We start from the raw sequence: 22773 nt of genomic DNA on the forward strand, positions 1-22773 counted from the left end.
GGGCGCGGAGGTCGATCCAGGGTCGACCAGTAGACGATACTGCAACCTGCCCGGGTAGTCCTCAACCCGAGCGACAGATCCCCACGAACGTCGCTCGCGCAGCCGGTGCGGGCGGCAAACTCCACCACGGTCCAAGAAGGCTTATTGGACAACGGTTGGACGAGAGAGAGCCTAGAGTCTGGCAAGCCATTGCAAAACAACAGCAATTTTTACGGTGCCCTCGTTCGATCTGTGCCCTGGAAGGGCAGAAACTAGCGCCGCCGCAGCACCTGCTTGAGCCGGCTGTCCGCGTGCGGATCGACGTAGTGCAGCAGGGCGGTGGCCCGGATCGCGTCGGACGCGCAGGGCTCGTTCGTGTGCAGCGAGCGGTAGCCCCAGAAGAAGTAGAGGCTTCCCGGCTTCAGCGACAGGCGGATCACGCGGTTGCTGCCGCGGTCGTAGGCGCGGGTCAGGAGCGTCTGCGCGAGCGGATTGTCGACCAGCACCTTGTCCACGAGGTTGACGAGGTAGCTCCGACGCAGCGGGCGGGTGTTCGGGTGGATGATCAGGCGCCCCGGGGACCCGTGGTCCGGCATCGTGATGGGGATGAGGGCCGTGAGCACGTAGGAGTCGAAGTGGAAGCGCATCGAGTGCGTCCTGGCGCCCCCTCCCGTTAGGCAGCGCAGGATCTGGTAGAAGCCGACATCCGGCGCGGGCCGTCCCACGGCGCTCTCGTAGATGCCGCGGCACAGGGCGTTGAAGGCCGGGTCGTCCGGCAGGGCGGCCAGGAACGTGCCGCCGAGATCCTTCGTCCCGGCGAAACCCGCGTACTCGCCGCCCTTCGCGGCGACCGCCCGCGCGACGAAAGCCTGCGCGACACGCAGGTCCTCCGGGCTCACGTAGTCCTCGAGAACCGCGTAGCCCCGTGACGTGATCTGCTGTGCAATCGCCCCCGCGACCGGTCCGGAGGGGGCCTTGAACATGTAGCTCATGGGACCGTACCTTGCCGACGCGCGCCGCACGACGCCTGAGAGCCGGTAAATCCGCTACCAAGAACACTATCTAAGCCTATACAACCCAATTCGGCAATCGTTAACCGGCATAAATAGCTGCACGGGATGGCGCAATTTGCGCCATTACTGCACAGTCCGCCGGAGCAGCTGGATTCGTTCTCGCGGCGCGGCGATGGATGGTTCCGCGCGGAGGCTCTGTGGATCGACGGAGCCTGCCGTCTCGCGTGGGTCTCTGCATCCACGTCCGCGTCCCGACAAGATGTGGGGCCCATCAGGCAGCGGACGTGGAGGTCGGCAGAACCAACCCGTCCTTGATCGCGTCGGCCCGCGCGCCGGTCGCCCTCATTTGATGTGCTGACGAACCGCCCTCGGCCTTCGCGCGGATGTCCAGGGCGCGCCCGATCCGCTCCGGGTCGGGGGCGGCGCCGGTTCCGCTCCTGCCGGCGTAGATCAGGTGCCGGCCAGTGGAAGGGAGGCCCGTCACCGCGCGAAGCAGAAGAAAATTCTCTTCCAGCCCTCCGCTCAACTCTGGCGGAAGCCTAGGGCCGGCCAACCGGACATGGAGAGACAACACATATATTTGAATACAAGATCTTTACGAACATTTATATTACGCTAAAACGAATTAGGCAGGATCACACGCGTCGTGCAGCATCGCCTCTGGCTGCGGTGAGATCGGGGATGTCTCGGATGGACCACGCGGACGACGTCGTATCCGAGGCGGCGCTCGTCGCGGCGCTCGAGGCCTCCGGCGGCGTCGGCTTCTGGATGTGGGACATCCGCCGGGACGAGGCGCGGGCCGATCCGGTGAGCGCCCTGCTGTTCAACATCAGCCCGGCCCGGTCGCGGGCCGGGGTCAGCCTCGCCGAACTCCTGAAGGCCGTCCATCCGGACGATCAGCCCCATATCTCGCAGGTCATCCTGGACTGTGTCCGGACCGGCGGCTCCTACACGGCCGAGTACCGCGTCCGCTCGCCGGAGGGGCGGCTGCGGTGGCTGTTCACCCGCGGGCACTTCTACTTGGACCAGGACGGGCGGCCGACCACCGGACGGGGCGTGATCGTCGAGATCTCGGACAGCAAGTCGGCCGGCGCGGCCTTCGCGGAGCGCGACGGGGTCACGATCGACGATGCGCTCAACCGCACCGCCGACCTCTGCCTGTCGCTGCACAACACCGTCTCGGCGCTCGGCGACACCGCCCTGGTGGCGCTGGCCGAGACGCTGCTCCTCGAGACCGGCAAGCGGCTCGCGGAGCGCCAGCGCGCCGAGCGCAGCGGCGCCCTGCACTGAGCGGGGCGTCCGCTAGAGCTCGCGGATCTTCCGCTCGATGCGCGCCGCCTCGGCTTCGTCGACCTCCACCGGCCGGCCGGTATCGTTCGGCAGGCCGGGCCCCGTCTGGGCGATGGTCTCGTCGCGGGGGCGGGCGCTCGGGCCGTCCGAGAGCGGCGGCTCCTTCGGGCGTTCGCGCTCCTGGTCCATCGCCATCCTCCAGGTCCGAGACCGCGCCCCGGCCGGATGCCGGGCGCGCCTCACAGGACCAGAACCCCGCGCGGCCCCGTCCGGGTCCCGGCGCCGTGCCGTCCCGCTCGGGACCGGCGCACGCCCCGCGCGGTGACGGGGCGGGGCCAGGCCCGCGCGGCCGGGTGGCCCCGCGCCTGCGACCTTCCGACCGGAACTTGGCCGTGCGGCACCCGTGTTTGCCGGTTGAAAGAGCCCCGGGCTCGCAACCACTGAGAGGTGAACACCATGACCATGGACGCCCGCGAGATCTACGTCACGGCCCTGAAGAACACCCATGCTGTGGAGATGCAGGCGCTGCAGATCATGGAGCGGCAGGTCGAGCGCCTGGAACGCTACCCCGAGATGGAGCAGGCCCTGCGCCGCCACATCGAGGAGACGCACGGGCAGCGCCACCGGCTGGAGGAGGCGCTCCAGAGCCTGGGCGACAGCCCCTCGACCCTCAAGGAGGGCTTCCTCGGCTTCGTCGGCAACATGATGGCGCTGGGCCACACGCCGGCCCAGGACGAGATCCTGAAGAACACCTACGCCAACCACGCCTTCGAGAATTTCGAGATCGCCGCCTACGAGTCGCTGCTCACCATCGGCGACGCGGCCGGCCAGCAGGGCCACCGGACGGCGTTCGAGCAGTCGCTGAAGGAGGAGCAGGCCATGGCGGAGGCGGTCCGCAAGCTGATCCGCCCGACCACCGAGCGCTACCTCTCCCTGACGACGTCCGGCGCCAAGGCCGACCGCTGAGGTCCCGCCGTCCCCGCCCCGAGACGGGGCGGGGACGGCGCCCTCGTGCACCTTCACCCCTTCCCGAGCCACGTCGAACCGGCCTGATCGCGCGCCCATGGACACCGGAAGCCGCCCATCGACGGACAGCCCCCGGCCGGAGCCGGGATCCCCCGGCGGAGCCCTGGGACGTGGCTGCGTCCATCTCTGCGTCGACATGCAGCGCATGTTCGCCGAGTCGACCGACTGGCAGACGCCGTGGATGAACCGCGTCCTGCCCCAGGTCTGCCGCCTCGCGGCGGCGCACCCGGAGCGGACCGTCTTCACCCGCTTCATCCCGGCAGCCCGGCCGGGCGAGGGCCGCGGCACCTGGGCGACCTACTCGCGGCGCTGGGCCGGCATGACCCGGGAGCGCCTCGACCCGGGTCTGATCGACCTCGTCCCGGATTTGGCCCGGCTGGCTCCGCCCGCCGAGATCGTCGACAAGACCGTCTACTCGCCCTGGCTGGAGACCGGCCTCGACGCGCGCCTGAAGGCGCGGGGCGTCGACACCCTGATCGTCACGGGCGCCGAGACCGACGTCTGCGTGCTGGCCGCCGTGCTCGGCGGGGTCGATCTCGGCTACCGGATCGTGCTGGCCACCGATGCCCTTTGCAGTTCCTGCGACGAGGCGCACGACGCCCTCCTGCTGATGTACCGGATGCGCTACGGCCACCAGGTCGAGACGATGACGACCGCCGAGATCCTCGACCGCTGGCACTGAGCCGGCCGCCCGCCTGCCCGCCGGGCCCGAACATTCGCCCTGTAATGGCCAAGCTCAGGCGAGTTCTCCGCCGGGTGCCGCCGGCCTTCCCGGTTCACGAACACTCGATCCGTGCGCTCGCGCACGCGAAAAACAGTCGCAACGCATGAACCAGCGGCCGGCGCGACCGTTATGATCCTGAACACGGTTCCGGAGGAAAGGTTATGGCCAAGCACGAGATCCTCGGCTACTTCGAGCACCGCCGCGACGGAGCCTGGGTCTGCGTCCGTCCCTTCACCCTGACCACTCGGGATGCCAGCGTCGACATCCGTCAGGGCATGCGCTTCGACTACGGCAAGCGTGTCGGGGGCGTCGATCTGGCCGAGTACCTTGAGCGCCTGGGCTCGCAGTTCGGGTCCTGAGAGAGCGGCCGCCGGCCCGCCACACAGCGCAGATCCTTCGACGCGGCGCCGGGCGTGACCCCGGCGCCGCGTCGCGTCGTTCCGGCCCCGTTCAGGCGCCCCCCCACTGCATCGTCAGGCCACCGTCGACCACCAGGGTGTGGCCGGTGACGTAGGCGGCGTCGTCCGAGGCGAGGTAGAGGATCGCCCGGGCGATCTCCTCCGGCTCGCCGGCCCGGTGCCACGGGATCCGCTCCAGAGACTGGTCGAGAACCTCCCGCTTCTCGAACCGGTCGGCGGTCATCGGCGTCTCGATCAGGCCCGGGGCGACGTTGTTGACGTTGATCCGGTCCTCCGCGAGTTCCCGCGACAGCGACCGGCAGAGGGAGCCGAGCCCGGCCTTCGACATGCCGTAGGGGGCGCTCTCCGGCGTCGGCAGGTGCTGGGCCACGGAGGAGACGAACACGATCTTGCCGTTCCCGCCCTGCGCCCGGCGCATCCGGATGAAGGGGCGGGCGCAGAACAGCGGCCCCATGAGGTTCACCCGCAGGATCCGCTCCAGCACCGCGTCGTCCATCTCGGCGACCGGCATGCCGCTCATGGCCTGCCCGGCATTGGCCACGAGGATGTCGAGGGTGCCGAACTCGCTGCCGATGCGGTCGAAGGCCGCCGTGACCGCCGCCGGGTCGCCGACATCGAGCTGGAGCACCAGCGCCCGGCGGCCCGCGGCCTCGACCCGCGCGGCGGTCTCCCCGATGCCGTCGGCGTCGCTGTGATAGGTGATGGCGACGTCGGCGCCCGCGCGGGCGAGCAGCTCCGCGGTCGCCTGCCCGATGCCGGAATCGGCCCCGGTGACCAGGGCACGGGTGTCGGTGAAGCTCATCGCGGATCTCTCGCTGGCGCCGCCGTCGCGGCCGGGTGCCTGGGCAATGGGTGTCGCCGGGGCCGGTTCCGGGCGCGCGCAGCCGCCGCAGGGGAACCCGATCCGGGTTCGCGTCTTTGACGCTCCGCCTCCGCATGGCCTAGTGAGGACGCATGTCCCTGGAAGTTACGATCCCCTCGCTCGCGGAGGAGTGCGCGCCCGACACGCGGAGCCGCATCCTCGCGACGGCGGACGCGTATTTCCGGGAGATCGGCTACCAGAAGACGACCGTGGCCGACATCGCCCGGACGCTGAAGATGAGCCCGGCCAACGTCTACCGCTTCTTCGAGTCGAAGAAGGCGATCAACGAGGCGGTGCTGGAGCGGCTGATCGGCGAGAGCGAGGCGGTGATCCTCGGCATCGCCGACCGGCCCGGCCTCGACGCCGCCGCGCGCCTCGCGGCGGCGATCGAGGCCCTGCATCGCGACTGCACCCGGCGCTGCGAGACGTTTCCCCGCCTGCACGAGATGATCGAGGCGGCGATGGCGGAGAGCTGGGACGTCTGCCGCCACCACGTGGCCCGGATCACCGCCGGGTTCGAGCGGATCATCCGCGACGGGGTGGCGCGGGGCGAGTTCGAGGCGGCCGATCCCGCCGAGGCGGCCGCCTGCATCCACGTCGCCATCGCCCGCTACACCCACCCGCTGCTGGTGGGCTGCTCCACCCTTCAGCCGGTGCCGCCCATGGCGGCGATGACCGCGTTCCTGTTGCGGAGCCTCGCGCCGCGCAGGCCCCTGTCGTAGCGCGCCGGGGCCGCCCCTCTCGGGTTCCGCCCCTTGCCCCGCGGGCTACTCGGAGGCCGGTCCCGCCTCCGGCGCCGGCTCGGAGGCGCTGGGCTGCGGGCCGTCATAGCCCTCGATCACCAGGATCTCGGCCTCGACGCCGCCGCGCTGCTTGGCCCTGGCGGCCTGGTAGAGGTCGGAGTTCCAGCAGGCGAGGGCGTCGGCGTAGCTCGGGAACTCGATCACCACGTTGCGGGACCGGGCCGGGCCCATCACCGCCGCGTGGGCGCCGCCGCGCACGAGGAAGCGGCCGCCGAACTTGGCGAAGGCCGCGCCGTTGGCCGCCACGTAATCCTTGTAGGCCTCCGCGTCGCGGACATCGACCCGCGCGATCCAGTAGCCCTTCGTCATGCTGCGTCTCCTGCCCTGCGGAGCGAAGTGGATCCGGCCCGCGCGAAGGCAATCCCTGTCCGGGTCAGGCGAGGTCCGCCACGATCGCCTGCGCGACCGCGCGGGGGTCGGCGGCACCGGTGATCGGGCGGCCGACCACCACGTGGTCGATCCCGGCCCTGCGGGCATCGCCCGGCGTCATGACCCGCTTCTGGTCGCCGGCCTCGGCGCCCGCCGGGCGGATGCCCGGGGTGACGATCAGCCTGTCCGGCCCGACGATGCGACGGACCGAGCCCGCCTCGGCGGCCGAGCAGACGAGGCCGTCGATGCCGATCTCGGCGGCCTGGGCGGCGCGCTTGGCGACGAGCTCCGCCACCGGCAGGCCGTAGCCGGCCTCCGCGGCGTCGGCATCGTCGTAGGAGGTGAGCACCGTCACGGCGAGGATCCTGAGCCCCGCGCCCCGGCCGCGGACCGCCGCCCGCATCGTCTGCGGGTAGGCGTGGACGGTGAGGAAGGTGGCGCCCGAGCCCGAGGCCGAGCGCACGCCCTCCTCGACGGTGTTGCCGATGTCGTGGAGCTTCAGGTCGAGGAAGACCTTGAGGCCGCGGGCCGCCAGCCGCTCGGCCAGGGCGAGGCCGCCCGCGTAGCCGAGCTGGTAGCCGATCTTGTAGAAGGTCGCGGCGTCGCCGATCTGGTCGATCAGCGCCTCGGCCGCCTGCACGCTCGGCAGGTCGAGGGCCACGATCAGGCGGTCGCGGGGGTCGGCAATCTCGGTCATCGGCGCGTCCTTCGGGGGTCGCGGCAGCGATCCCGCGGAACGCCGGCGACGTCAATGCCGGCACGGCCCCTCACCCCGCCATCACCCGCGCCACCTCGGCGCGCAGCACCGGCAGCAGCTCCGCCTCGAACCAGGGCTCGCGCTTCAGCCAGCCGTTGTTGCGCCAGGACGGGTGGGGCAGGGGCAGGACCCGGGGGCGGCGCGGCTCGGCCAGGATCTCCCGCCAGCGCCGCACCGTCCCGGTGAGGCCGCCCTCCATCCGCCCGAGATGCCAGCCCTGCGCGTACTGGCCGATCACCAGGATCAGCTCCAGCTCCGGCAGGCCGGAGAAGAGCTCCGCCCGCCAGCGCTCGGCGCATTCCCGGCGGGGCGGCCGGTCGCCGCCCTTGGCGTCGAGGCCGGGGAAGCACGACCCCATCGGCACGATGGCCACCCGGGCGGGATCGTAGAACCGCGCCTCGTCGAGGCCGAGCCAGGCGCGCAGCCGCACCCCGGACGGGTCGGTGAAGGGCTGTCCCGTGCGGTGGGCCCGGGTGCCGGGCGCCTGGCTGGCGATGCAGAGGCGCGCCGTGGCCGAACCCTGGACGATCGGGCGGGGCTCCTGGGGCAGGGGCGGCCCGTAGAGCGGGCTGTCGCGGCAGAGGCGGCAGGCGCGCAGGCGCGCGGCGGTGTCGTCGAAGGCGGGCATGCCCCGGAGATGGCGTCGCGGCGCCCGAAAAAGAAACGGCGCGGTGTCGCGCCGCGCCGTCGTCAGTCGGGTCTCTTGCCTTGGGGGGAAGGCCCCTCCGTCCTACGCCGATGCGCGCGATCGGAACGTGCGTTTCCTCACGCGCCCTTCACGCCCGAGAGGTCGAGGGGCAGCGAGCGCACGCGCCGGCCGGTCGCGGCGAAGACCGCGTTGGCGATCGACGGCCCGAGCACGGGTACGCCCGGCTCGCCGATCCCGGTGGGCGCCACCTGGCTCGGCACAATGTGCACCTCCACCTTCGGCATCTCGCTCATCCGGGTCGGCTCGTAGGCGTCGAAATTGTGCTCCTGCACGTGGCCCTCCTTGAGGGTGATGCGGTTCCGCAGCACCGCCGACAGGGCGAAGCCGACCGCACCCTCGACCTGCGCGCGGATCACGTCCGGGTTGACCGGCACGCCGACATCCACGGCCGCCACGATCCGGTTCACGCGGATCGCGGCGTCGCGCGCCGTGACGTCGGCCACCATGGCGACGTAGGAGCCGAAGGATTCGTGGACCGCCACCCCGAGGCCGCGCCCCTGCTCCTGCGGCTTGGCGCTCCAGCCGGCCTTCTCGGCGGCGAGCTTGAGCACGCCGGAGAGCCGCGGCGCCTGGGTCAGGAGGGACAGCCGGTAGGCCACCGGATCGACGTTGGCGGCGTGGGCCAGCTCGTCGATCATCACCTCCATCACGTGGGCCGTGTGGGTGTGGCCGACCGAGCGCCACCACAGGACCGGCACGCCCTCGCGGCCGTTATGGACGCCGAAGCGGTAGGCCGGCAGCGCGTAGGCGGTGTCGGAGGCGCCCTCCACGGTGGTCGAGTCGACGCCGTTCTTCACGATCATCGCCTCGAAGGGCGAGCCGATCATGATCGACTTGCCGACCATGACGTGGTCCCAGCCGACCACCGCGCCCTTGCCGTCGATGCCGGCCCGGACCCTGTGCAGCACGGTCGGGCGGTAATAGCCGCCGGCCATGTCGTCCTCGCGGGTCCAGACGAGGTGCACGGGGGCCTTCTCGCCCGACGCCTTGAGGACGGTCGCGGCCTCCGCGAGGTAGTCGGCGGTGGGCGTCGCCCGGCGGCCGAAGGAGCCGCCGGCCCAGTTGCTGTGCAGCCGGACCCGGTCGGGCGTCACCCCGAGGATCGCCGCCATGGTGGCCTGCTCGACGGTCTGGAACTGGAAGCCCGCGTAGACGTCGTAGCCGCCGTCGGCCGCCCGCTCGATCGTGGCGTTGAGCGGCTCCATCGCCGCGTGCGCGAGGTAGGGGAAGGTGAACTCGGCCTCGACGACCTTGGCGGCGCCCTTCAGGGCCGCCTGCGGGTCGCCGCGCTCGGACGCGGTGAGGCCGGGACTCTTGGCCCGCTCGCGGTACTCGGCGAGGATCGCGTCGGACGAGCGGGTCTCGGCGGTGCTGTCGTCCCAGGCGACGGTCAGCGCCTCGCGGCCCTTCATGGCCGACCACGTGTCGCGGGCGATCACCGCCACGCCGGTCGGCACCTGCACCACGTCGAGGACGCCCGCGACCTTCCGGGCGGCCGCGGCGTCGAAGCTCTTCACGGTGGCGCCGAAGCGCGGCGCCCGGGCCACGACGGCCGTGACCTGGTTCGGGCGGCGGATGTCGAGGGAGTAGACCGCCGTGCCGTTCGTCTTGGCGACGGAATCGAGGCGCGGCACCTTCTGGCCGATCAGCGTCCACTCGCTCGGGTCCTTGAGCCGCGGCTCGGACGGCACCGGCAGGGAGGCCGCCGAGGCCGCGAGCTCCCCGAACCGGGCCTGCCGGCCGGACGGGGCGTGGCGCACGAGATGGTCGGCGACCGTGATCTCGGCGACCGGCACCTTCCAGCGGAAGGCGGCCTCGGCCGTCAGCATCTCGCGGGCGGCCGCGCCGGCCTTGCGCAGCTGGAACCACGAATTGGCCACCGCGGTCGAGCCGCCGGTGCCCTGGATCGGGCCCATCAGGGTGTTGTTGTAGAGCGCCGCGTCGGCGGGCGCGAACTCCGTGCGGACCTTCGCCCAGTCGGCGCCGAGCTCGTCGGCCAGGATCGTGGCGAGCCCGGTCGTGTTCCCCTGGCCCATGTCGAGGTGCTTGATCACCACCGTGACGGTGTCGTCGGCGCCGATCCGCACGAAGGCGTTGGGCTGCGCCTTCACGTCGGCGAGGTTCGGGCCGGGCGCGGCGCGGGCGGGTTTCGGGTCGAGCCGGAACGCAACCACGAGGGCGCCGGCGCCGGCCAGCAGGCCGCGGCGGCTGGGGCGGGCGGGCAGGGGGCTCGGTCGACGGGCGTTCAGCATGGCGGCGAGGCTCCGGTCGGGACCGCGGGGGAGGGCGGGAAGGTGGGCGCCGGGACGGATCAGGCGAGGCTGCGCGCGGCTTCGTGAATCGCCGCGCGGATGCGCTGATACGTGCCGCAGCGGCAGATGTTGCCGTCCATGGCGCCGTCGATGTCGGCGTCGGTCGGCTTGGCGTTGCCCGAGAGCAGGCCGATCGCCGACATGATCTGGCCGGACTGGCAGTAGCCGCACTGGACCACGTCGAGCTTGCGCCAGGCCGCCTGGACGGCCTCGGCCACCCGGCCCGACACGCCCTCGATGGTGGTGACCTGCGCGGTGCCGACATCGCCCAGGCGCGTCTGGCAGGCGCGGACCGGCTGGCCGTCAAGGTGGACCGTGCAGGCGCCGCACTGCGCGATGCCGCAGCCGTACTTGGTGCCGGTGGCGTCGAGCCGGTCGCGCAGCACCCAGAGCAGGGGCATGTCGGGATCGGCGTCGATCGCGTGCGTGACGCCGTTGACGGTGAGATTCGGCATGGTCGGCGACCCTCTCTCGACGCGCGTGTCCGGGCGCCCCGGACCGCGGCGTGCGGCCGCGCTCGGGCAAGCGGGCCTGCACACCAGGATAGCGAGTGCGGGCCCGGACACGATGTGCGGCACCGCACGCCGATCCGGCGGCACGACAGCCTCGATACAGCCCGCGATGCTTAAGATTGCAGGGATGTCGGCAGCCGCTTCTTAACACATCCACCCCATCCTCACGGAGTGCTTCCCAGCCACCGCCGCCCGTCCGCGCATTCGAGCCGAGTTTCAAGAAGCGCATGTCCGATCTCACCGTCGAGATGGTCCAGCGCGGTCGCGGCCCCTCGACGGAGGAGGCGGCGCGCCGCCTCGGGGTTGCCCGCGAGATCCGCTCGGCCCGCGAGAAGCTGACCTCGCAGACCGGACTTGAGCGGGCCTTCGACTACGAGCTGCTGCGCCACTACGCCCAGTACCGGGCCGGGGCGGGCATCCCGCTGGCGGGGTTCGCGGCGGCGCTGGCCGCGGCGGCGACCTTCTGGATCGCGCCGCCGGTGGCGGCGGCCTGGGCGCTCGGCGTCTTCCTCATGATCACGCTCAACACGACGTTGAGCCGGCGCTTCCTCCGCGCCGACCCGGCGACGATCCCGCTCGCCCGCTGGCGGCGCCGCTTCCTGGTCGGCGAGGTGCTGCAGAGCCTGTCGTGGGCCGCGATGATCGGGCTCGGCACCACCGGCGGCTGGACCTTCGCGCTGTTCGGCCTCGTCATCGCCTCCGCGGTCACAACCATGCTGGCCGCGACGGTGCCGCTCGCCGCCGTCGCCGCCCTGGTGCCGCTGGCCCTCGCCACCGCCTCGCTCGCGGCCTTCTCCCGCGGGATGGACCTGCTGATGCTGGTGGTGATGGCCGGCGGCGCGCAGGTCTTCTTCCTCGGCCTGTCCCGCCGTCTCTACACCTCGACGGTGGGCGCCCTGCGCTCCCGCGCCGAGAAGGACGCGGTGTTCGGCGAGCTGGAGCAGGCCAAGGCCAACTCGGACGAGGCCCGCCGCCGGGCCGAGGAGGCCAACCTCGCCAAGTCGCGGTTCCTGGCCACGATGAGCCACGAGCTGCGCACGCCGCTCAACGCCATCCTGGGCTTCTCGGAGGTGATGAAGAACGAGGTGTTCGGCACCCACACGGCGCCGTCCTACCGCGAGTACTCGCACGACATCCACGACAGCGGGATGCACCTCCTGAACCTGATCAACGAGATCCTCGACCTGTCGCGGATCGAGGCGGGGCGCTACGAGCTCAACGAGGAGCCGGTGCAGCTCGCCCACGTGGTCGAGGAGTGCCGCCACATGATGGGCCTGCGGGCCAAGGCGAAGAACCAGACCTTCCACGACCTCGTCGACGGCTCGCTGCCGCGGCTCTGGGCCGACGAGCGGGCGCTGCGCCAGATCGTCCTGAACCTCCTGTCGAACGCCGTGAAGTTCACGCCCCCGGGCGGCGAGATCTGGCTGAAGGTCGGCTGGACCGCCTCCGGCGGGCAGTACGTGTCGGTGAAGGACAGCGGCCCGGGCATCCCCGAGGACGAGCTCGGCACGGTCCTGTCCTCGTTCGGGCGCGGCTCGCTCGCGATCAAGACCGCCGAGCAGGGCTCCGGCCTGGGGCTGCCGATCGTGAAGGGGCTGGTGGAGCTGCACGGCGGGCAGTTCCAGCTGTCCTCCAAGCCCCGCGAGGGCACCGAGGTGGTGGTGACCCTGCCGGCCGCCCGGGTCATGGACACGCTGCCGCCGGTCGAGGTCGAGCCGGACTTCGTGGGCCCCGTGCGCGGCCCCCTCAACCGCGCGGCCTGAGCCGGCCGTCGGGCGGCGCGCCGCGGCTCAGCCGAGACCGCCGAGCGCGCAGACCCGCGCCCACTCGGCCTCGGTTACCGGCTGCACCGACAGGCGGGAATTGTTGACCAGCACCATGTCGGCGAGCGCCGGGTCGGCCTTGATCGCCTCGAGCGTCACCGGGCTCGGCATCGCCCGCACGGCCTTGACGTCGACCATGCCGAAGCGGCCGGTCTCGTCCGTGTGGTCGGGATAGTAGGCGCGGATCACCGCCACGATGCCGACCACCGCCTTGCCCTCGTTCGAGTGGTAGAAGAAGCCCCGCTCGCCGACCTGCATGGCCATCAGCTGCTTCTTGGCGAGGTGGTTGCGCACGCCGTTCCAGTACGTGCCGGCCTCCCCGGCCGCGACCTGCTGATCCCACGACCAAGTCGCGGGCTCGGATTTGAACAGCCAGTACGCCATCGCTGAAGTCCCAGTGGACCGCCCGGTCGGGCGGCGCGCCCCGCCATAGCCCAGCTTCGGCCCTCCGGGACAGGCCGGCCCGGCCCCGGCCGCGCGCGGCACCGCCGGCCAAGCAGAACCCGCGTCAAACGCCGCAGATCTTCTATCGTATTTCTTGGGTAAATATTAAATTCTGCATGCCAATAGCCGTACAAATCATCAACTACCAATTCTCGGTTGCATAGATGCTCGCAGTCGTCGGTTGTTTCGTCGGGGAACACAACCTGTGGCTGGTGGCCCTCGCGGCCCTGGTCTGCACGCTGGCGAGCGCCACCGCGATCGAGCTGCTCATCCATGCCGGCCGGGCCGGCGGATTCAGCCGCTACGTCTGGCTCGCGGTGGCCGCCGCCGCCGGCGGATCGGGGATCTGGGCGACGCATTTCCTGGCGATGCTCGCCTTCGAGCCGGGGCTGCCCTCGGGCTACGGCGTCGGGCTGACGCTCCTCTCCTACGTGGACGCCGTCGCGATCACGGGGCTCGGCTTCGCCCTGGCCGCGTCCGGCCGGGCGATCCAGGCGGGTCTCGGCGGCGCCGTGGTCGGCGGCGGCATCGCGACGATGCACTACACCGGCATGGCCGCCTATCAGGTGGCGGGACACCTCGTCTGGAATCCCGCGCTGGTCGTCGTCTCGGTCGCCCTCGGCGCGGGTCTGGGCGCCGCCGCCCTGGTGGTCGGCCTGTCGGCCACCACGGTCCGGGGTCGGTACGGCGGCGTCGCGCTGCTGATCCTGGCGATCTGCGCCCACCACTTCACCGGCATGGGCGCGGTGACCCTCCATCCCGACCCCACCGTGGCGATCCCCACCGGCGCGATCCGGACCGGGTGGCTCGCCGCGGCCGTGGCGGTGGCGAGCTGCTTCATCCTGCTGCTCGCCGGCGCCGCCCTGATGGTCGACCTGCGGGAGCGCCGCCGCGCCGATCTCGAGCGCGAGCGCCTGCGCAGCCTCGCCAACGCGGCCGTGGAGGGCCTCGTCGTCTGCCGCGGCGGCGAGATCGTCAGCGCCAACGAGGCCTTCGCCCGGCTCGCGGGCCTGGAGGCGGCCCTCCTGACGGGCCGGAGCCTGACAGCCTACCTGCCGGACCTCGTGTCCGGGACCGGGACGGCCGACCAGCCCCTGGAAACCGAGCTCGTCCCGGCAGGGGGCGCCCCCATCCCGGTCGAGGTGATCATGCGCCCGGTCGCCGAGTACGGGCGGCTGCCGCACCACGCCGTGGCGGTGCGCGACCTGCGCGCCCGGCGCCGGGCCGAGAGCGAGATCCACTATCTCGCCCACCACGACGCGCTCACCGGCCTCGCCAACCGCACGAGCTTCCACGCGCGGCTCGAGCGCGAGATGCGCACCGCCGACGCCCTGGGCGGCCGGCTCGCGGTGCTGTGCCTCGACCTCGACCGTTTCAAGGAGGTCAACGACCTGTTCGGCCACGCGGCCGGCGACGCGATGCTGCGCGACCTCGCGCTCCGGGTCGGCAGCCTGCTCGATCCCCGGCAGCTGATGGCGCGCCTCGGCGGCGACGAGTTCGCGATCCTGACGCCGCAGGCGGACGGATCCGCCGAGCGGCTGGCCGAGCGGATCCTCGCCACCCTGGCGGCGGTGCCGGCCGCCTCCGGCCCGGTGATCGCCACCAGCATCGGCATCGCGGTCTATCCCGACGACGCCGCGGACCAGCGCGCGCTGCTGAGCCACGCCGACGCCGCCCTCTACCGGGCCAAGAACGAGGGGCGCGGCACCTGCCGGCGCTACGACGCCAGCATGGGCGCGCAGATCCGCGACCGGCGCCAGCTCGAGCACGACCTCCGCCACGCTGTGGCGAAGGGCGAGCTGGAACTCGTCTACCAGCCGCAGACCCAGATCGAGTCCGGCGCGATCACGGGCTTCGAGGCGCTGCTGCGCTGGCGCCATCCCGAACGGGGCAGCATCTCCCCGGCCGTGTTCGTGCCGATCGCCGAGGAGACCGGGGCGATCCTGGAGATCGGCGCCTGGGTGCTGCGGGAAGCCTGCCGGGCGGCGGCCGGCTGGCCGAACCCGCTGGCGATCGCCGTCAACGTCTCGGCGGTGCAGCTCCACAATCCGCTCTTCGTCCAGTTCGTCCACGGCACCCTGTACGAATCCGGCCTGAAGGCCGAGCGCCTGGAGATCGAGATCACCGAGACCGCGCTGATCCGGGACCCGGCCCGGGCGCTCCTCACCCTGCGCCAGCTCAAGGCGCTCGGCGTGCACATCGCCATGGACGATTTCGGCACCGGCTACTCGTCGCTGTCGAACCTGCGCTCCTTCCCGTTCGACCGGATCAAGATCGACGGCTCGTTCATCAAGGCGGTCCACAGCAACCCGCAGGGAGCCGCGATCGTGCGCTCCGTCCTGGGGCTGGGACGCGGCCTCGGGCTCGCCGTGGTGGCGGAGGGCGTGGAGACCGCCGAGGAGCTGTCCTTCCTGGCCGACGAGCAGTGCCACCTCGCCCAGGGCTACCTGCTGGGCCGGCCGGCACCGATCGCGCGCTTCTCGACCCACACCCACGGCGACGCCCGCGGCGTCCCGCCGGGGCCGGCGGCCTCGGCGGCGTGAGGGGGCTGCGGACCGGGGCAGGCGCTCAGTCGGTCTCCCCGCGCAGCGGCCGGGCCAGCAGGCCGGCGATCACGTCGTCGACGCTGGCCGTGCCGGCCACGATGGCGGCGACGGCCGCCGCGACCGGCATCTCGATGCCCTTGGCGGCGGCCAGCCCGGCGAGCGCCGCGGCCGTGAACGCCCCCTCGGCGAGCTTGCCGCCCGCGGCCTCGGCCGGGCTCGCCCCGGCGCCGAGGCGCTGGCCGAAGGCGAAGTTGCGCGATTGCGGCGAGGAGGCGGTGAGCACGAGGTCGCCGAGGCCGGAGAGCCCCATCAGGGTCTCGGGCCGGCCGCCGAAGGGGCGCGCGAAGCGCATCAGCTCGGCGAAGGCCCGGGCGATCAGCGCCGCCCGGGCGCTCTCGCCGAGCCCGCGCCCGGCCACGATCCCGCAGGCGATGGCGAGCACGTTCTTGCCGGCACCGCCGATCTCGACGCCGCGCACGTCGTCGGTGTGGTAGAGGCGGAAGCTCGGTCCCGACAGCAGGGCGCTCAGGGCGGCGGCGCGGCCGGCATCGGCCGCCGCCAGGGTCACGGCCGTGGGCAGGCCGCGGGCGACGTCGATGGCGAAGCTCGGGCCGGACAGGACCGCCACGGGCGTTCCCGACGGCAGGACCTGCTCGGCCACCGCGCTCATGAAGCTGTCGCTGCCGCGCTCGATCCCCTTGGCGCAGAGGATGACCGGCCCGGCCGTCGCCAGGGGTCCGCGCAGGGATTCCAGCACGCCGCGCACGGTCTGGGCGGGCACGACCAGGAGCGTCGCCCGGGCACCCGCGAGGTCCGCGGCCTCGCCCGTCGCCCGGATCGCCGGGTGGAGGGGCACGCCCGGCAGGTAGCGCGGATTCTCCCGCTGGGCCTGGAGGGCGGCGGCGGCCCCGGCGTCGCGCAGCCAGAGGGTGACGGGATGGCCGGCCCCGGCGGCGGCGTTGGCCAGCGCCGTGCCCCAGGCACCGCCGCCGACGACGTTGATCGGGGTCTCGGCGCTCATGCCGCTTCCTCCCTGTCCGCGCAGTCCAGCCGGTAGAGCACGTGGTCGCGCAGCGGCCCCTCCGGCACCGCCGGATGCGGGAATGTCCCGGCCATGCGCATGCCGAGGCGCTCCATCACGGCGCGGGAGCGGCCGTTGCCGGCCGCCGTGAAGGCCACGACGTCCCGGATCCCGCAGCGCCCGGCGAGGTCGGCGCGGGCGAGCCGCGCGGCGCGCGTGGCGAGCCCCAGGCCCCAGGAATCCCGCGCGAGGCGCCAGGCCAGCTCGACCGTCGAACCGGGCCGGTCACCGCCCGGGAAGGGCAGGGGGCGCAGGATCCGCATCGCGCCGGCGAAGCCGACGAACCGGCCCGCGCGCTCCAGGGCCCAGGGGCCGAACCCGTCCGCCACGAAGCGGCGGTCGAGGAGGCCGGCCTCGGCCTCGCTCTCCGTCGCGGTCCGGGTCCGCGGAAAGTGGGCCATCACCGCCGGGTCGGCGTTGAGCGCCGCGAACGGCGCCGCGTCCTCCGAGCGCCAGCGGCGCAGGGTCAGGTCGCCGTCGCGGAGAGCCGCTGGCACCGGCGCGAGGGCGATCTTGCCGCGCCACGCGAGCGAGCGGCGGTTGAGGAGGGCGAGATCCGCGCGACCCGCGAGCACCGCCTCGCCGAGCGCGATCGCCAGCTCCAGCTGCGCGAGGGGCATGGTGGCGTGGGCGGGCGGGCGGACATGGTCGCGCCACGCGCCGCCGCAGGCGTGGTCCAGGAGGATGCGGGCGAAGCAATGGTCGAGCCGCACCGGCCAGCCCGGCCGGGCGGCCCCGGGCAGGCGGCGCTCCACCAGGTCCCGCCAGTGGGCGCGCCGGTCCGCCGCGCTCATCCGGCCGGGACCGCCGCGCGGGCCGGGGCGGCCGCCAGCGGCCAGCGCGGCCGGGCCGGGGCGGTGAGGTCGTCCACCAGCCCGAGGCGCAGGCGCTCCAGCCCGGCCCAGGCGATCATCGCGCCGTTGTCGCCGCAGAGCGGCAGGGGCGGGGCCACGAAGCTCAGGCCCGCCTCGCCGGCCAGGGACGCCAGCGCCCGCCGGACGGCACCGTTGGCCGCCACGCCGCCGGCCGCCACCAGGGCGGTGGGCCGTCCGGCCACGTCCGAGAAGGCGCGCAGGGCGACCCGGGCGCGGTCCACCACCACGTCGACCACGGCGGCCTGGAAGCTCGCGCAGAGATCGGCGACGTCGCGCTCGGCCAGCGGGGCGATCCGCTCGGCCTCGATCCGCACGGCGGTCTTGAGGCCCGAGAGGGAGAAGTCGGCCTCGCGGCGGCCGAGCATCGGCCGGGGCAGGGCGAAGCGCTCGGGATCGCCGGCCTCGGCCGCGCGCTCGACCTCGGGGCCGCCGGGATAGCCGAGGCCCAGGAGCTTGGCGACCTTGTCGAAGGCCTCGCCGATGGCGTCGTCGACGGTGGAGCCGAGGCGCACGTAGTCGCCGACGCCGCGCACGGCCACGAGCTGGGTGTGGCCGCCCGAGACCAGGAGCAGCAGGTAGGGGAAGGCGATGCCGTCGGTGAGCCGCGCCGTGAGGGCGTGGGCCTCGAGGTGGTTGACGGCGAGCAGGGGCTTGCGGGTCACGAGCGCCAGGGTCTTGGCGGTGACGAGGCCGACCAGCACGCCGCCGATCAGCCCCGGCCCGGCCGCCACCGCGATGCCGTCGAGGTCCCGGAAGCCGGTCCCGGCCCGGTCGAGGGCGCGGGCGATCAGCCGGTCGAGCACCTCGACATGGGCGCGGGCGGCGATCTCCGGCACGACGCCGCCGTAGGCCGCGTGCTCGGCGATCTGGCTGAGCACCTCGTTGGCGCGGATCTGAGCGACACCGTCCTCGTCGATCGACACCACGGCGGCGGCGGTCTCATCGCAGGTGGTCTCGATGCCGAGCACGGTCTTCTGCACGCGCGGAACTCCTTGTCCGGACTCATCCTATCCGGCGGCGGCGGCGGCGCGAAGGCGGCCGGCCCCCACCGGAGCCCGGAGCGTGGTAGATGGGCGTCGTCAGTCGACGGCGACCATGACGTCGGAGGCCTTGATCACCGCGTAGGCGGGACCGCCGGCGACGAGCTTGAGGGACTCGACGGCCTCGTTGGTGATCGAGGCGGTGACCACTTGGCCGGGGCTGATCTCGATCCTCACGTGGGAGGTGGTCGCCCCCTTGTCCACCGAGACGACCGTGCCCTTGAGAACGTTGCGCGCGCTGATCTTCATGGTCTGCTGCCAATCTCCATGAGCGGTCCCGGGCCGGTCTCCTACAGCATGGCGGAGCCCGGCGCGACCACCTCAGCGCGGATCGGCCTCGGGCTCGCCGGGCTCGTCCTCGGGGACCGGCGCGGCGCCCCAGGCGGCGAGCGCGGCGTTCAGGTCGTCGAGGACGAAGTGCCGGGCGCTGTCCCGGTCGTAGCCGTCGGCCAGGAGTTCGTCGTAATCGGTGAAGACGTGGCGCGCGTAGCTCACGAGGGCGAGGCGGGCCGCCGTCTCGGGGGCGGCGCGGCGCAGGCCGGGGCTCGCCAGCGCCCGGTCGAGGGCGGCCTCCGCCTCGAAATCCGGCAGGCGCGGGGCGAGGCGGGCCAGGGCCGCGGCGACGGCCTCCCGGCGGTTCAGGGGCGGACCGGCGCTCACCGGGGATCTGCCGTCGGCATGATTTTAAAGGTGTGATCGGATAGGATCGCCGCCAGATGAGGCGGGGCCGGCACAGGATCCTCCGCCGGGGAGATCAGGTCCATGGCAATTCTTCGTCCCGCGCTGCTTCTCGGCCTCCTGCTCGGGGCGACACCGGCGCTGGCCCAGAGCCCGGCTCCGGGCGCGGCTCCCGGACCGGCCGCCGGACCGGCCGCCGCCCCGACCGGTCCCATCGTGGGCGGCCGCCGGGTGACCCCCATGAGCCAGACCAAGGCGCCGGGCAACGCCGCGGCCACCGGGCTGCCGCAGCCCGTCAGCCAGGCCGAGATGATCAAGGCTCAGAAGGCCGCCGAGGCCCGCTCGAAGGCCTGGGACAGCAAGATGCGCCACACGATGGGGTCGATCTGCCACGGCTGCTGAGACCCGACCCCCGCCCCGGCCGGCGGTGGCCGGCGGTCGGGCCGGAGCCCTCGAAACGCGAAGGGGCCGCCCGAACGGGCAGCCCCTCCACCGGTCGCCGGGGCGACAGGATCAGCGGGAGTAGAACTCGATGACGAGGTTCGGCTCCATCTGCACCGGGTAGGGCACCTCGGACAGGCTGGGGATGCGGGTGACGCGGGCGGTCATCTTGGCGTGGTCGGCCTCGATGTAGTCCGGCACGTCGCGCTCGGAGAGCTGGGTCGCCACGATGACGATCTCGAGCTGGCGGGACGATTCCTTGACCTCGATCAGGTCGCCGGCCTTCACCTGGTAGCTCGGGATGTTGACGCGGACGCCGTTCACCTTGACGTGCCCGTGGTTGACGAACTGGCGCGCGGCGAACGGGGTGGCGACGAACTTCGCCCGGTAGACCACGGCGTCGAGGCGGCGCTCGAGCAGGCCGACGAGGTTCTCGCCCGAGTCGCCGCGCAGGCGGATCGCCTCGGCGTAGTAGCGGCGGAACTGCTTCTCGGTGATGTTGCCGTAGTAGCCCTTGAGCTTCTGCTTGGCGCGCAGCTGCGTGCCGAAGTCGCTCATCTTGCCCTTGCGGCGCTGGCCGTGCTGGCCGGGGCCGTACTCGCGGCGGTTGACGGGGCTCTTCGGGCGGCCCCAGATGTTCTGGCCCATGCGGCGGTCGAGCTTGTGCTTCGCCTGAATCCGCTTCGACATATCTTTCGCGTCCTCTCGAGACCGAGAATGAGGAACGCGCCCTCCTTTTCCCGGACGTCAGGTCCGGGACGACAGGGCGGGAGGATCCCGCCCACGGGTGCGCGTGAAAACGCGACGGGGCCCCGTGCGGGGCCCCATCGACGGGCGGGTCTTTAGGGGACGGAGACGCCGCGGTCAACCGTGAGAGGTCAGATGAACGAGTCAGTCGCGCTCCGGCGCGGTGCGCAGGCGGACGCGGAGGCGGTCCGGGCGCTGGTGGAGGCGGCCTACACCAAGTGGATCCCGGTGATCGGCCGCCTGCCGATCCCCATGCAGGCGGACTACGCGCAGGCTTTGCGCGACCACCGCTTCGACCTGCTGCTGGCCGGCCCGGATCTCGCCGGCCTGATCGAGACGCGGGCCGAGGCCGATCACCTGCTGGTCGTCAACGTCGCGGTGCACCCGGCCTTCCAGGGCCGGGGCTTCGGCAGCCGGCTGATGGGGCGGGCCGACGCGGTCGCGGCCGAGGCCGGGCTCGCGCGGCTGCGCCTCTACACCAACAAGAAGTACACGGCGAACCTGCGCCTCTACGGCGCGCTCGGCTACCGGGTGGAGCGGGAGGAGCTCTACGACGGACCGGGCCGGACCCGCGACGACGACGTCACCGTGCACATGGTGAAGGACCTCGCGGCGTGACGCCCCGCTCCCTCAGGTCACCACGCTCGGCTCGGCCCGGCCGGTGCGCGGCGCGATCTCGGCGATCGCGCGGGCCGCGGCCGCGACCGGGGCCAGCATTTCGGCCACGGCCAAGTCGAGCCGGTCCGGCGCGTTCTCGTAGCGCTCCAGGTAGACCCGCAGCGTCGCCCCGGCGGTGCCGGTGCCCGAGAGCCGGAACACCGCCCGCGCGTCCTCGGCGAAGCCGATCCGGATACCCTGACGCTCGGTGAGCGAGCCGTCCACCGGATCGCGATAGGCGAACTCGTCGGCCGTCGACACCGTGAGCGCGCCGATCCGCGTGCCCGGCAGCCCGGCGAGTTTTTCGCGGAGCGCGTCCATCAGGCCGTTGGCGGCGTCCGAATCCACCTCCTCGTAGTCGTGGCGGGCGTAGTAGTCCCGCCCGTAGGTGCGCCAATGCGCCCGCACCAGCGCGTCGGCGCGCTCGCCGGTGGCCGCCAGGATGTTGAGCCAGAGCAGCACCGCCCAGAGCCCGTCCTTCTCGCGCACGTGGTTCGAGCCGGTGCCGGCGCTCTCCTCGCCGCACAGGGTGATGAGGCCCGCGTCGAGGAGATTCCCGAAGAACTTCCAGCCGGTGGGGGTCTCGTAGGCCTCGATGCCGAGGGCGGCCGCGACCCGGTCGGCGGCGCGGCTCGTGGGCATCGACCGGGCGACGCCCGCGAGCCCGCCCGCGTAGCCCGGCGCCCGGTGGGCGTGGGCGGCGAGCAGCGCGAGGCTGTCGCTCGGCGTCACGAACAGGCCCGGCGCCACGATCATGTTGCGGTCGCCGTCGCCGTCCGAGGCGGCGCCGAAATCCGGCGCGTCCGGGCCCTGCATCAGGTCGAACAGGTCGTGGCAGTGGACCGGGTTCGGGTCCGGGTGGTGGCCGCCGAAATCCTCCTTCGGGACGGCGTTGACCACCGTGCCTGCGGGGGCGCCGAGCATCCCCTCCAGGATCGCCGTCGCGTAGGGGCCGGTCACCGCGCTCATGGCGTCGAAGCGCATGCGGAAGCCGGAGGCGAACAGGCGCGACACCGCGTCGAAGTCGATCAGCGTGCGCATCAGTTCGGCGTAGTCGGCCACCGGGTCGATCACCGTGACCGTCATGGCACCGAGGCGGGTGTCGCCGAGCGTGTCGAGGTCGAGGTCCGGAGCCTCGACGAGGCGATAGTCCGTGATCGCCCTGGCGCGCGCGAAGATCGCGTCTGTGACCGACTCGGGCGCCGGGCCGCCGTTGGCGGCGTTGAACTTGATGCCGAAATCGCCCTCCGGCCCGCCGGGATTGTGGCTCGCCGAGAGGACGATGCCGCCGAGCGCCTTGGCCTTCCGGATCACGCAGGAGGCGGCGGGCGTCGAGAGCAGGCCGCCGCGCCCGACCAGGACCCGGCCGAACCCGTTGCCGGCGGCCAGCCGCAGCGTCTTCTGCACCACCTCGCGGTTGAGGAACCGGCCGTCGCCGCCCAGCACAAGGGTGGCGTCCGCCTTGTCGGGCAGGGTGTCGAAGATCGCCTGGACGAAGTTCTCGACGTAGTTCGGCTGCCGGAACACCGGCACCTTCTTGCGCAGGCCGGAGGTGCCCGGCTTCTGGTCGGGGAAGGGCGTGGTGGCGACGGTGGTCGGAGTCGTCATAAGCGGGCGTCTCCCGGGATCCTGCGCCTCAATGCCCGCCCGGAGGCGCGGCGTCACC

26 protein-coding genes are annotated in these 22773 nt (G+C 72.7%); 9 read left to right on the forward strand and 17 right to left on the reverse strand.

The genetic code is table 11. The features are described 5' to 3' along the window. Nucleotides 1-251: 251 nt before the first annotated feature. Nucleotides 252-971 carry a hypothetical protein gene (locus ACTJK8_RS03475; protein WP_012318744.1) on the reverse strand — a complete coding sequence of 240 codons (720 nt, stop codon included), beginning with the start codon at nt 969-971 and terminating at the stop codon, nt 252-254. 292 nt (nt 972-1263) lie between these two features. Further along, nucleotides 1264-1518: a hypothetical protein gene (locus ACTJK8_RS03480; protein WP_440761540.1), complete on the reverse strand. Its 255-nt coding sequence runs from the start codon at nt 1516-1518 to the stop codon at nt 1264-1266. A 164-nt stretch (nt 1519-1682) separates the two neighbouring features. On the opposite strand from ACTJK8_RS03480, the gene ACTJK8_RS03485 reads away from it, so the two are divergent. Then, on the forward strand, nt 1683-2282 hold the full coding sequence (locus ACTJK8_RS03485; RefSeq protein WP_029361120.1) for a PAS domain-containing protein: 600 nt from the start codon (nt 1683-1685) through the stop codon (nt 2280-2282). 12 nt (nt 2283-2294) lie between these two features. On the opposite strand, the gene ACTJK8_RS03490 is transcribed toward ACTJK8_RS03485, so the two are convergent. Continuing rightward, nucleotides 2295-2471: a hypothetical protein gene (locus ACTJK8_RS03490; protein WP_012318742.1), complete on the reverse strand. Its 177-nt coding sequence runs from the start codon at nt 2469-2471 to the stop codon at nt 2295-2297. Nucleotides 2472-2738: 267 nt separating this feature from the next. Here ACTJK8_RS03490 and ACTJK8_RS03495 point away from each other — a divergent pair, with 267 nt between their 5' ends. The 3 genes from ACTJK8_RS03495 to ACTJK8_RS03505 all read left to right on the forward strand — a co-directional run bounded on the left by ACTJK8_RS03495 (nt 2739) and on the right by ACTJK8_RS03505 (nt 4391). After that, complete coding sequence (locus tag ACTJK8_RS03495; protein ID WP_012318741.1) at nt 2739-3248, forward strand: ferritin-like domain-containing protein; 510 nt, start codon at nt 2739-2741, stop codon at nt 3246-3248. 97 nt (nt 3249-3345) lie between these two features. Beyond that, nucleotides 3346-3990 carry a cysteine hydrolase family protein gene (locus tag ACTJK8_RS03500; RefSeq protein WP_081437756.1) on the forward strand — a complete coding sequence of 215 codons (645 nt, stop codon included), beginning with the start codon at nt 3346-3348 and terminating at the stop codon, nt 3988-3990. 203 nt (nt 3991-4193) lie between these two features. Beyond that, nucleotides 4194-4391 carry a hypothetical protein gene (locus ACTJK8_RS03505; RefSeq protein WP_012318739.1) on the forward strand — a complete coding sequence of 66 codons (198 nt, stop codon included), beginning with the start codon at nt 4194-4196 and terminating at the stop codon, nt 4389-4391. Nucleotides 4392-4482: 91 nt separating this feature from the next. Here the strand turns inward: ACTJK8_RS03505 and ACTJK8_RS03510 are convergent, their stop codons facing one another. Beyond that, nucleotides 4483-5253, reverse strand: a complete 771-nt coding sequence (locus tag ACTJK8_RS03510) for an SDR family NAD(P)-dependent oxidoreductase (protein WP_440761541.1) — start codon at nt 5251-5253, stop codon at nt 4483-4485. Nucleotides 5254-5405: 152 nt separating this feature from the next. Here ACTJK8_RS03510 and ACTJK8_RS03515 point away from each other — a divergent pair, with 152 nt between their 5' ends. Beyond that, nucleotides 5406-6035: a TetR/AcrR family transcriptional regulator gene (locus ACTJK8_RS03515; protein WP_012318737.1), complete on the forward strand. Its 630-nt coding sequence runs from the start codon at nt 5406-5408 to the stop codon at nt 6033-6035. Nucleotides 6036-6080: 45 nt separating this feature from the next. Here ACTJK8_RS03515 and ACTJK8_RS03520 read toward each other — a convergent pair whose 3' ends face one another. The 5 genes from ACTJK8_RS03520 to ACTJK8_RS03540 form a co-directional block, all read right to left on the reverse strand. Beyond that, complete coding sequence (locus ACTJK8_RS03520; protein WP_012318736.1) at nt 6081-6425, reverse strand: DUF1330 domain-containing protein; 345 nt, start codon at nt 6423-6425, stop codon at nt 6081-6083. A 64-nt stretch (nt 6426-6489) separates the two neighbouring features. Further along, nucleotides 6490-7182 carry an orotidine-5'-phosphate decarboxylase gene (gene pyrF, locus ACTJK8_RS03525; protein ID WP_182177640.1) on the reverse strand — a complete coding sequence of 231 codons (693 nt, stop codon included), beginning with the start codon at nt 7180-7182 and terminating at the stop codon, nt 6490-6492. Nucleotides 7183-7252: 70 nt separating this feature from the next. Beyond that, nucleotides 7253-7870, reverse strand: a complete 618-nt coding sequence (locus ACTJK8_RS03530) for a uracil-DNA glycosylase family protein (protein WP_012318734.1) — start codon at nt 7868-7870, stop codon at nt 7253-7255. Between the two features lie 137 nt (nt 7871-8007). Beyond that, nucleotides 8008-10203, reverse strand: a complete 2196-nt coding sequence (locus ACTJK8_RS03535) for a xanthine dehydrogenase family protein molybdopterin-binding subunit (protein WP_012318733.1) — start codon at nt 10201-10203, stop codon at nt 8008-8010. Between the two features lie 59 nt (nt 10204-10262). Then, the gene (locus ACTJK8_RS03540; RefSeq protein ID WP_012318732.1) at nt 10263-10718 is read right to left on the reverse strand and encodes a (2Fe-2S)-binding protein; all 456 of its coding nucleotides are present in this window, start codon (nt 10716-10718) and stop codon (nt 10263-10265) included. Nucleotides 10719-11002: 284 nt separating this feature from the next. Between ACTJK8_RS03540 and ACTJK8_RS03545 the strand changes: the two genes are divergently transcribed. Then, entirely contained in the window at nt 11003-12538 is a 1536-nt protein-coding gene (locus tag ACTJK8_RS03545) for a sensor histidine kinase (RefSeq protein ID WP_029361125.1), read from the forward strand. 27 nt (nt 12539-12565) lie between these two features. Here ACTJK8_RS03545 and ACTJK8_RS03550 read toward each other — a convergent pair whose 3' ends face one another. Further along, nucleotides 12566-12982: an EVE domain-containing protein gene (locus ACTJK8_RS03550; RefSeq protein WP_012318730.1), complete on the reverse strand. Its 417-nt coding sequence runs from the start codon at nt 12980-12982 to the stop codon at nt 12566-12568. A gap of 224 nt (nt 12983-13206) precedes the next feature. On the opposite strand from ACTJK8_RS03550, the gene ACTJK8_RS03555 reads away from it, so the two are divergent. After that, complete coding sequence (locus tag ACTJK8_RS03555; protein ID WP_440761542.1) at nt 13207-15585, forward strand: bifunctional diguanylate cyclase/phosphodiesterase; 2379 nt, start codon at nt 13207-13209, stop codon at nt 15583-15585. A gap of 25 nt (nt 15586-15610) precedes the next feature. On the opposite strand, the gene ACTJK8_RS03560 is transcribed toward ACTJK8_RS03555, so the two are convergent. The 5 genes from ACTJK8_RS03560 to ACTJK8_RS03580 form a co-directional block, all read right to left on the reverse strand. Then, nucleotides 15611-16609 (reverse strand): NAD(P)H-dependent glycerol-3-phosphate dehydrogenase, encoded by a 999-nt coding sequence (locus ACTJK8_RS03560; RefSeq protein WP_024830383.1) that lies wholly within the window; start codon nt 16607-16609, stop codon nt 15611-15613. Next, complete coding sequence (locus ACTJK8_RS03565) at nt 16606-17463, reverse strand: GNAT family N-acetyltransferase (protein ID WP_440761543.1); 858 nt, start codon at nt 17461-17463, stop codon at nt 16606-16608. Before ACTJK8_RS03565 ends, ACTJK8_RS03560 begins: the two co-directional genes overlap by 4 nt. Further along, nucleotides 17460-18524 carry a tRNA (adenosine(37)-N6)-threonylcarbamoyltransferase complex transferase subunit TsaD gene (gene tsaD, locus ACTJK8_RS03570; RefSeq protein WP_012318726.1) on the reverse strand — a complete coding sequence of 355 codons (1065 nt, stop codon included), beginning with the start codon at nt 18522-18524 and terminating at the stop codon, nt 17460-17462. Before tsaD ends, ACTJK8_RS03565 begins: the two co-directional genes overlap by 4 nt. A gap of 99 nt (nt 18525-18623) precedes the next feature. Beyond that, the gene (locus tag ACTJK8_RS03575) at nt 18624-18833 is read right to left on the reverse strand and encodes a TOBE domain-containing protein (protein WP_012318725.1); all 210 of its coding nucleotides are present in this window, start codon (nt 18831-18833) and stop codon (nt 18624-18626) included. A 72-nt stretch (nt 18834-18905) separates the two neighbouring features. After that, nucleotides 18906-19244 (reverse strand): DUF2293 domain-containing protein, encoded by a 339-nt coding sequence (locus ACTJK8_RS03580; RefSeq protein WP_012318724.1) that lies wholly within the window; start codon nt 19242-19244, stop codon nt 18906-18908. A gap of 102 nt (nt 19245-19346) precedes the next feature. On the opposite strand from ACTJK8_RS03580, the gene ACTJK8_RS03585 reads away from it, so the two are divergent. Next, a complete protein-coding gene (locus ACTJK8_RS03585; RefSeq protein ID WP_070999278.1) occupies nt 19347-19664 on the forward strand; it encodes a hypothetical protein in 318 nt (105 codons plus the stop codon). A 111-nt stretch (nt 19665-19775) separates the two neighbouring features. Here the strand turns inward: ACTJK8_RS03585 and rpsD are convergent, their stop codons facing one another. Beyond that, nucleotides 19776-20393: a 30S ribosomal protein S4 gene (rpsD, locus tag ACTJK8_RS03590; protein ID WP_010686187.1), complete on the reverse strand. Its 618-nt coding sequence runs from the start codon at nt 20391-20393 to the stop codon at nt 19776-19778. Between the two features lie 192 nt (nt 20394-20585). On the opposite strand from rpsD, the gene ACTJK8_RS03595 reads away from it, so the two are divergent. Next, on the forward strand, nt 20586-21068 hold the full coding sequence (locus tag ACTJK8_RS03595; RefSeq protein WP_012318722.1) for a GNAT family N-acetyltransferase: 483 nt from the start codon (nt 20586-20588) through the stop codon (nt 21066-21068). 12 nt (nt 21069-21080) lie between these two features. On the opposite strand, the gene ACTJK8_RS03600 is transcribed toward ACTJK8_RS03595, so the two are convergent. Further along, a complete protein-coding gene (locus tag ACTJK8_RS03600) occupies nt 21081-22715 on the reverse strand; it encodes an alpha-D-glucose phosphate-specific phosphoglucomutase (protein WP_234741794.1) in 1635 nt (544 codons plus the stop codon). Nucleotides 22716-22773 lie beyond the last annotated feature (58 nt).

Origin of the sequence: Methylobacterium sp. 22177, from assembly GCF_052045615.1 — a bacterium.
Classification (GTDB): Bacteria; Pseudomonadota; Alphaproteobacteria; order Rhizobiales; family Beijerinckiaceae; genus Methylobacterium; species Methylobacterium radiotolerans.

Coding starts and splice junctions, on each gene's coding strand:
- pyrF (WP_182177640.1), bottom strand. CDS start 7,182: ATGACCGAGATTGCCGACCCCCGCGACCGCCTGATCGTGGCCCTCGAC.
- ACTJK8_RS03555 (WP_440761542.1), top strand. CDS start 13,207: ATGCTCGCAGTCGTCGGTTGTTTCGTCGGGGAACACAACCTGTGGCTG.
- ACTJK8_RS03550 (WP_012318730.1), bottom strand. CDS start 12,982: ATGGCGTACTGGCTGTTCAAATCCGAGCCCGCGACTTGGTCGTGGGAT.
- ACTJK8_RS03500 (WP_081437756.1), top strand. CDS start 3,346: ATGGACACCGGAAGCCGCCCATCGACGGACAGCCCCCGGCCGGAGCCG.
- ACTJK8_RS03595 (WP_012318722.1), top strand. CDS start 20,586: ATGAACGAGTCAGTCGCGCTCCGGCGCGGTGCGCAGGCGGACGCGGAG.
- ACTJK8_RS03510 (WP_440761541.1), bottom strand. CDS start 5,253: ATGAGCTTCACCGACACCCGTGCCCTGGTCACCGGGGCCGATTCCGGC.
- ACTJK8_RS03495 (WP_012318741.1), top strand. CDS start 2,739: ATGACCATGGACGCCCGCGAGATCTACGTCACGGCCCTGAAGAACACC.
- ACTJK8_RS03505 (WP_012318739.1), top strand. CDS start 4,194: ATGGCCAAGCACGAGATCCTCGGCTACTTCGAGCACCGCCGCGACGGA.
- ACTJK8_RS03575 (WP_012318725.1), bottom strand. CDS start 18,833: ATGAAGATCAGCGCGCGCAACGTTCTCAAGGGCACGGTCGTCTCGGTG.
- ACTJK8_RS03600 (WP_234741794.1), bottom strand. CDS start 22,715: ATGACGACTCCGACCACCGTCGCCACCACGCCCTTCCCCGACCAGAAG.
- ACTJK8_RS03545 (WP_029361125.1), top strand. CDS start 11,003: ATGTCCGATCTCACCGTCGAGATGGTCCAGCGCGGTCGCGGCCCCTCG.
- ACTJK8_RS03475 (WP_012318744.1), bottom strand. CDS start 971: ATGAGCTACATGTTCAAGGCCCCCTCCGGACCGGTCGCGGGGGCGATT.
- ACTJK8_RS03490 (WP_012318742.1), bottom strand. CDS start 2,471: ATGGACCAGGAGCGCGAACGCCCGAAGGAGCCGCCGCTCTCGGACGGC.
- ACTJK8_RS03540 (WP_012318732.1), bottom strand. CDS start 10,718: ATGCCGAATCTCACCGTCAACGGCGTCACGCACGCGATCGACGCCGAT.
- ACTJK8_RS03560 (WP_024830383.1), bottom strand. CDS start 16,609: ATGAGCGCCGAGACCCCGATCAACGTCGTCGGCGGCGGTGCCTGGGGC.
- ACTJK8_RS03520 (WP_012318736.1), bottom strand. CDS start 6,425: ATGACGAAGGGCTACTGGATCGCGCGGGTCGATGTCCGCGACGCGGAG.
- ACTJK8_RS03565 (WP_440761543.1), bottom strand. CDS start 17,463: ATGAGCGCGGCGGACCGGCGCGCCCACTGGCGGGACCTGGTGGAGCGC.
- ACTJK8_RS03530 (WP_012318734.1), bottom strand. CDS start 7,870: ATGCCCGCCTTCGACGACACCGCCGCGCGCCTGCGCGCCTGCCGCCTC.
- ACTJK8_RS03535 (WP_012318733.1), bottom strand. CDS start 10,203: ATGCTGAACGCCCGTCGACCGAGCCCCCTGCCCGCCCGCCCCAGCCGC.
- ACTJK8_RS03515 (WP_012318737.1), top strand. CDS start 5,406: ATGTCCCTGGAAGTTACGATCCCCTCGCTCGCGGAGGAGTGCGCGCCC.
- ACTJK8_RS03585 (WP_070999278.1), top strand. CDS start 19,347: ATGGCAATTCTTCGTCCCGCGCTGCTTCTCGGCCTCCTGCTCGGGGCG.
- rpsD (WP_010686187.1), bottom strand. CDS start 20,393: ATGTCGAAGCGGATTCAGGCGAAGCACAAGCTCGACCGCCGCATGGGC.
- ACTJK8_RS03485 (WP_029361120.1), top strand. CDS start 1,683: ATGGACCACGCGGACGACGTCGTATCCGAGGCGGCGCTCGTCGCGGCG.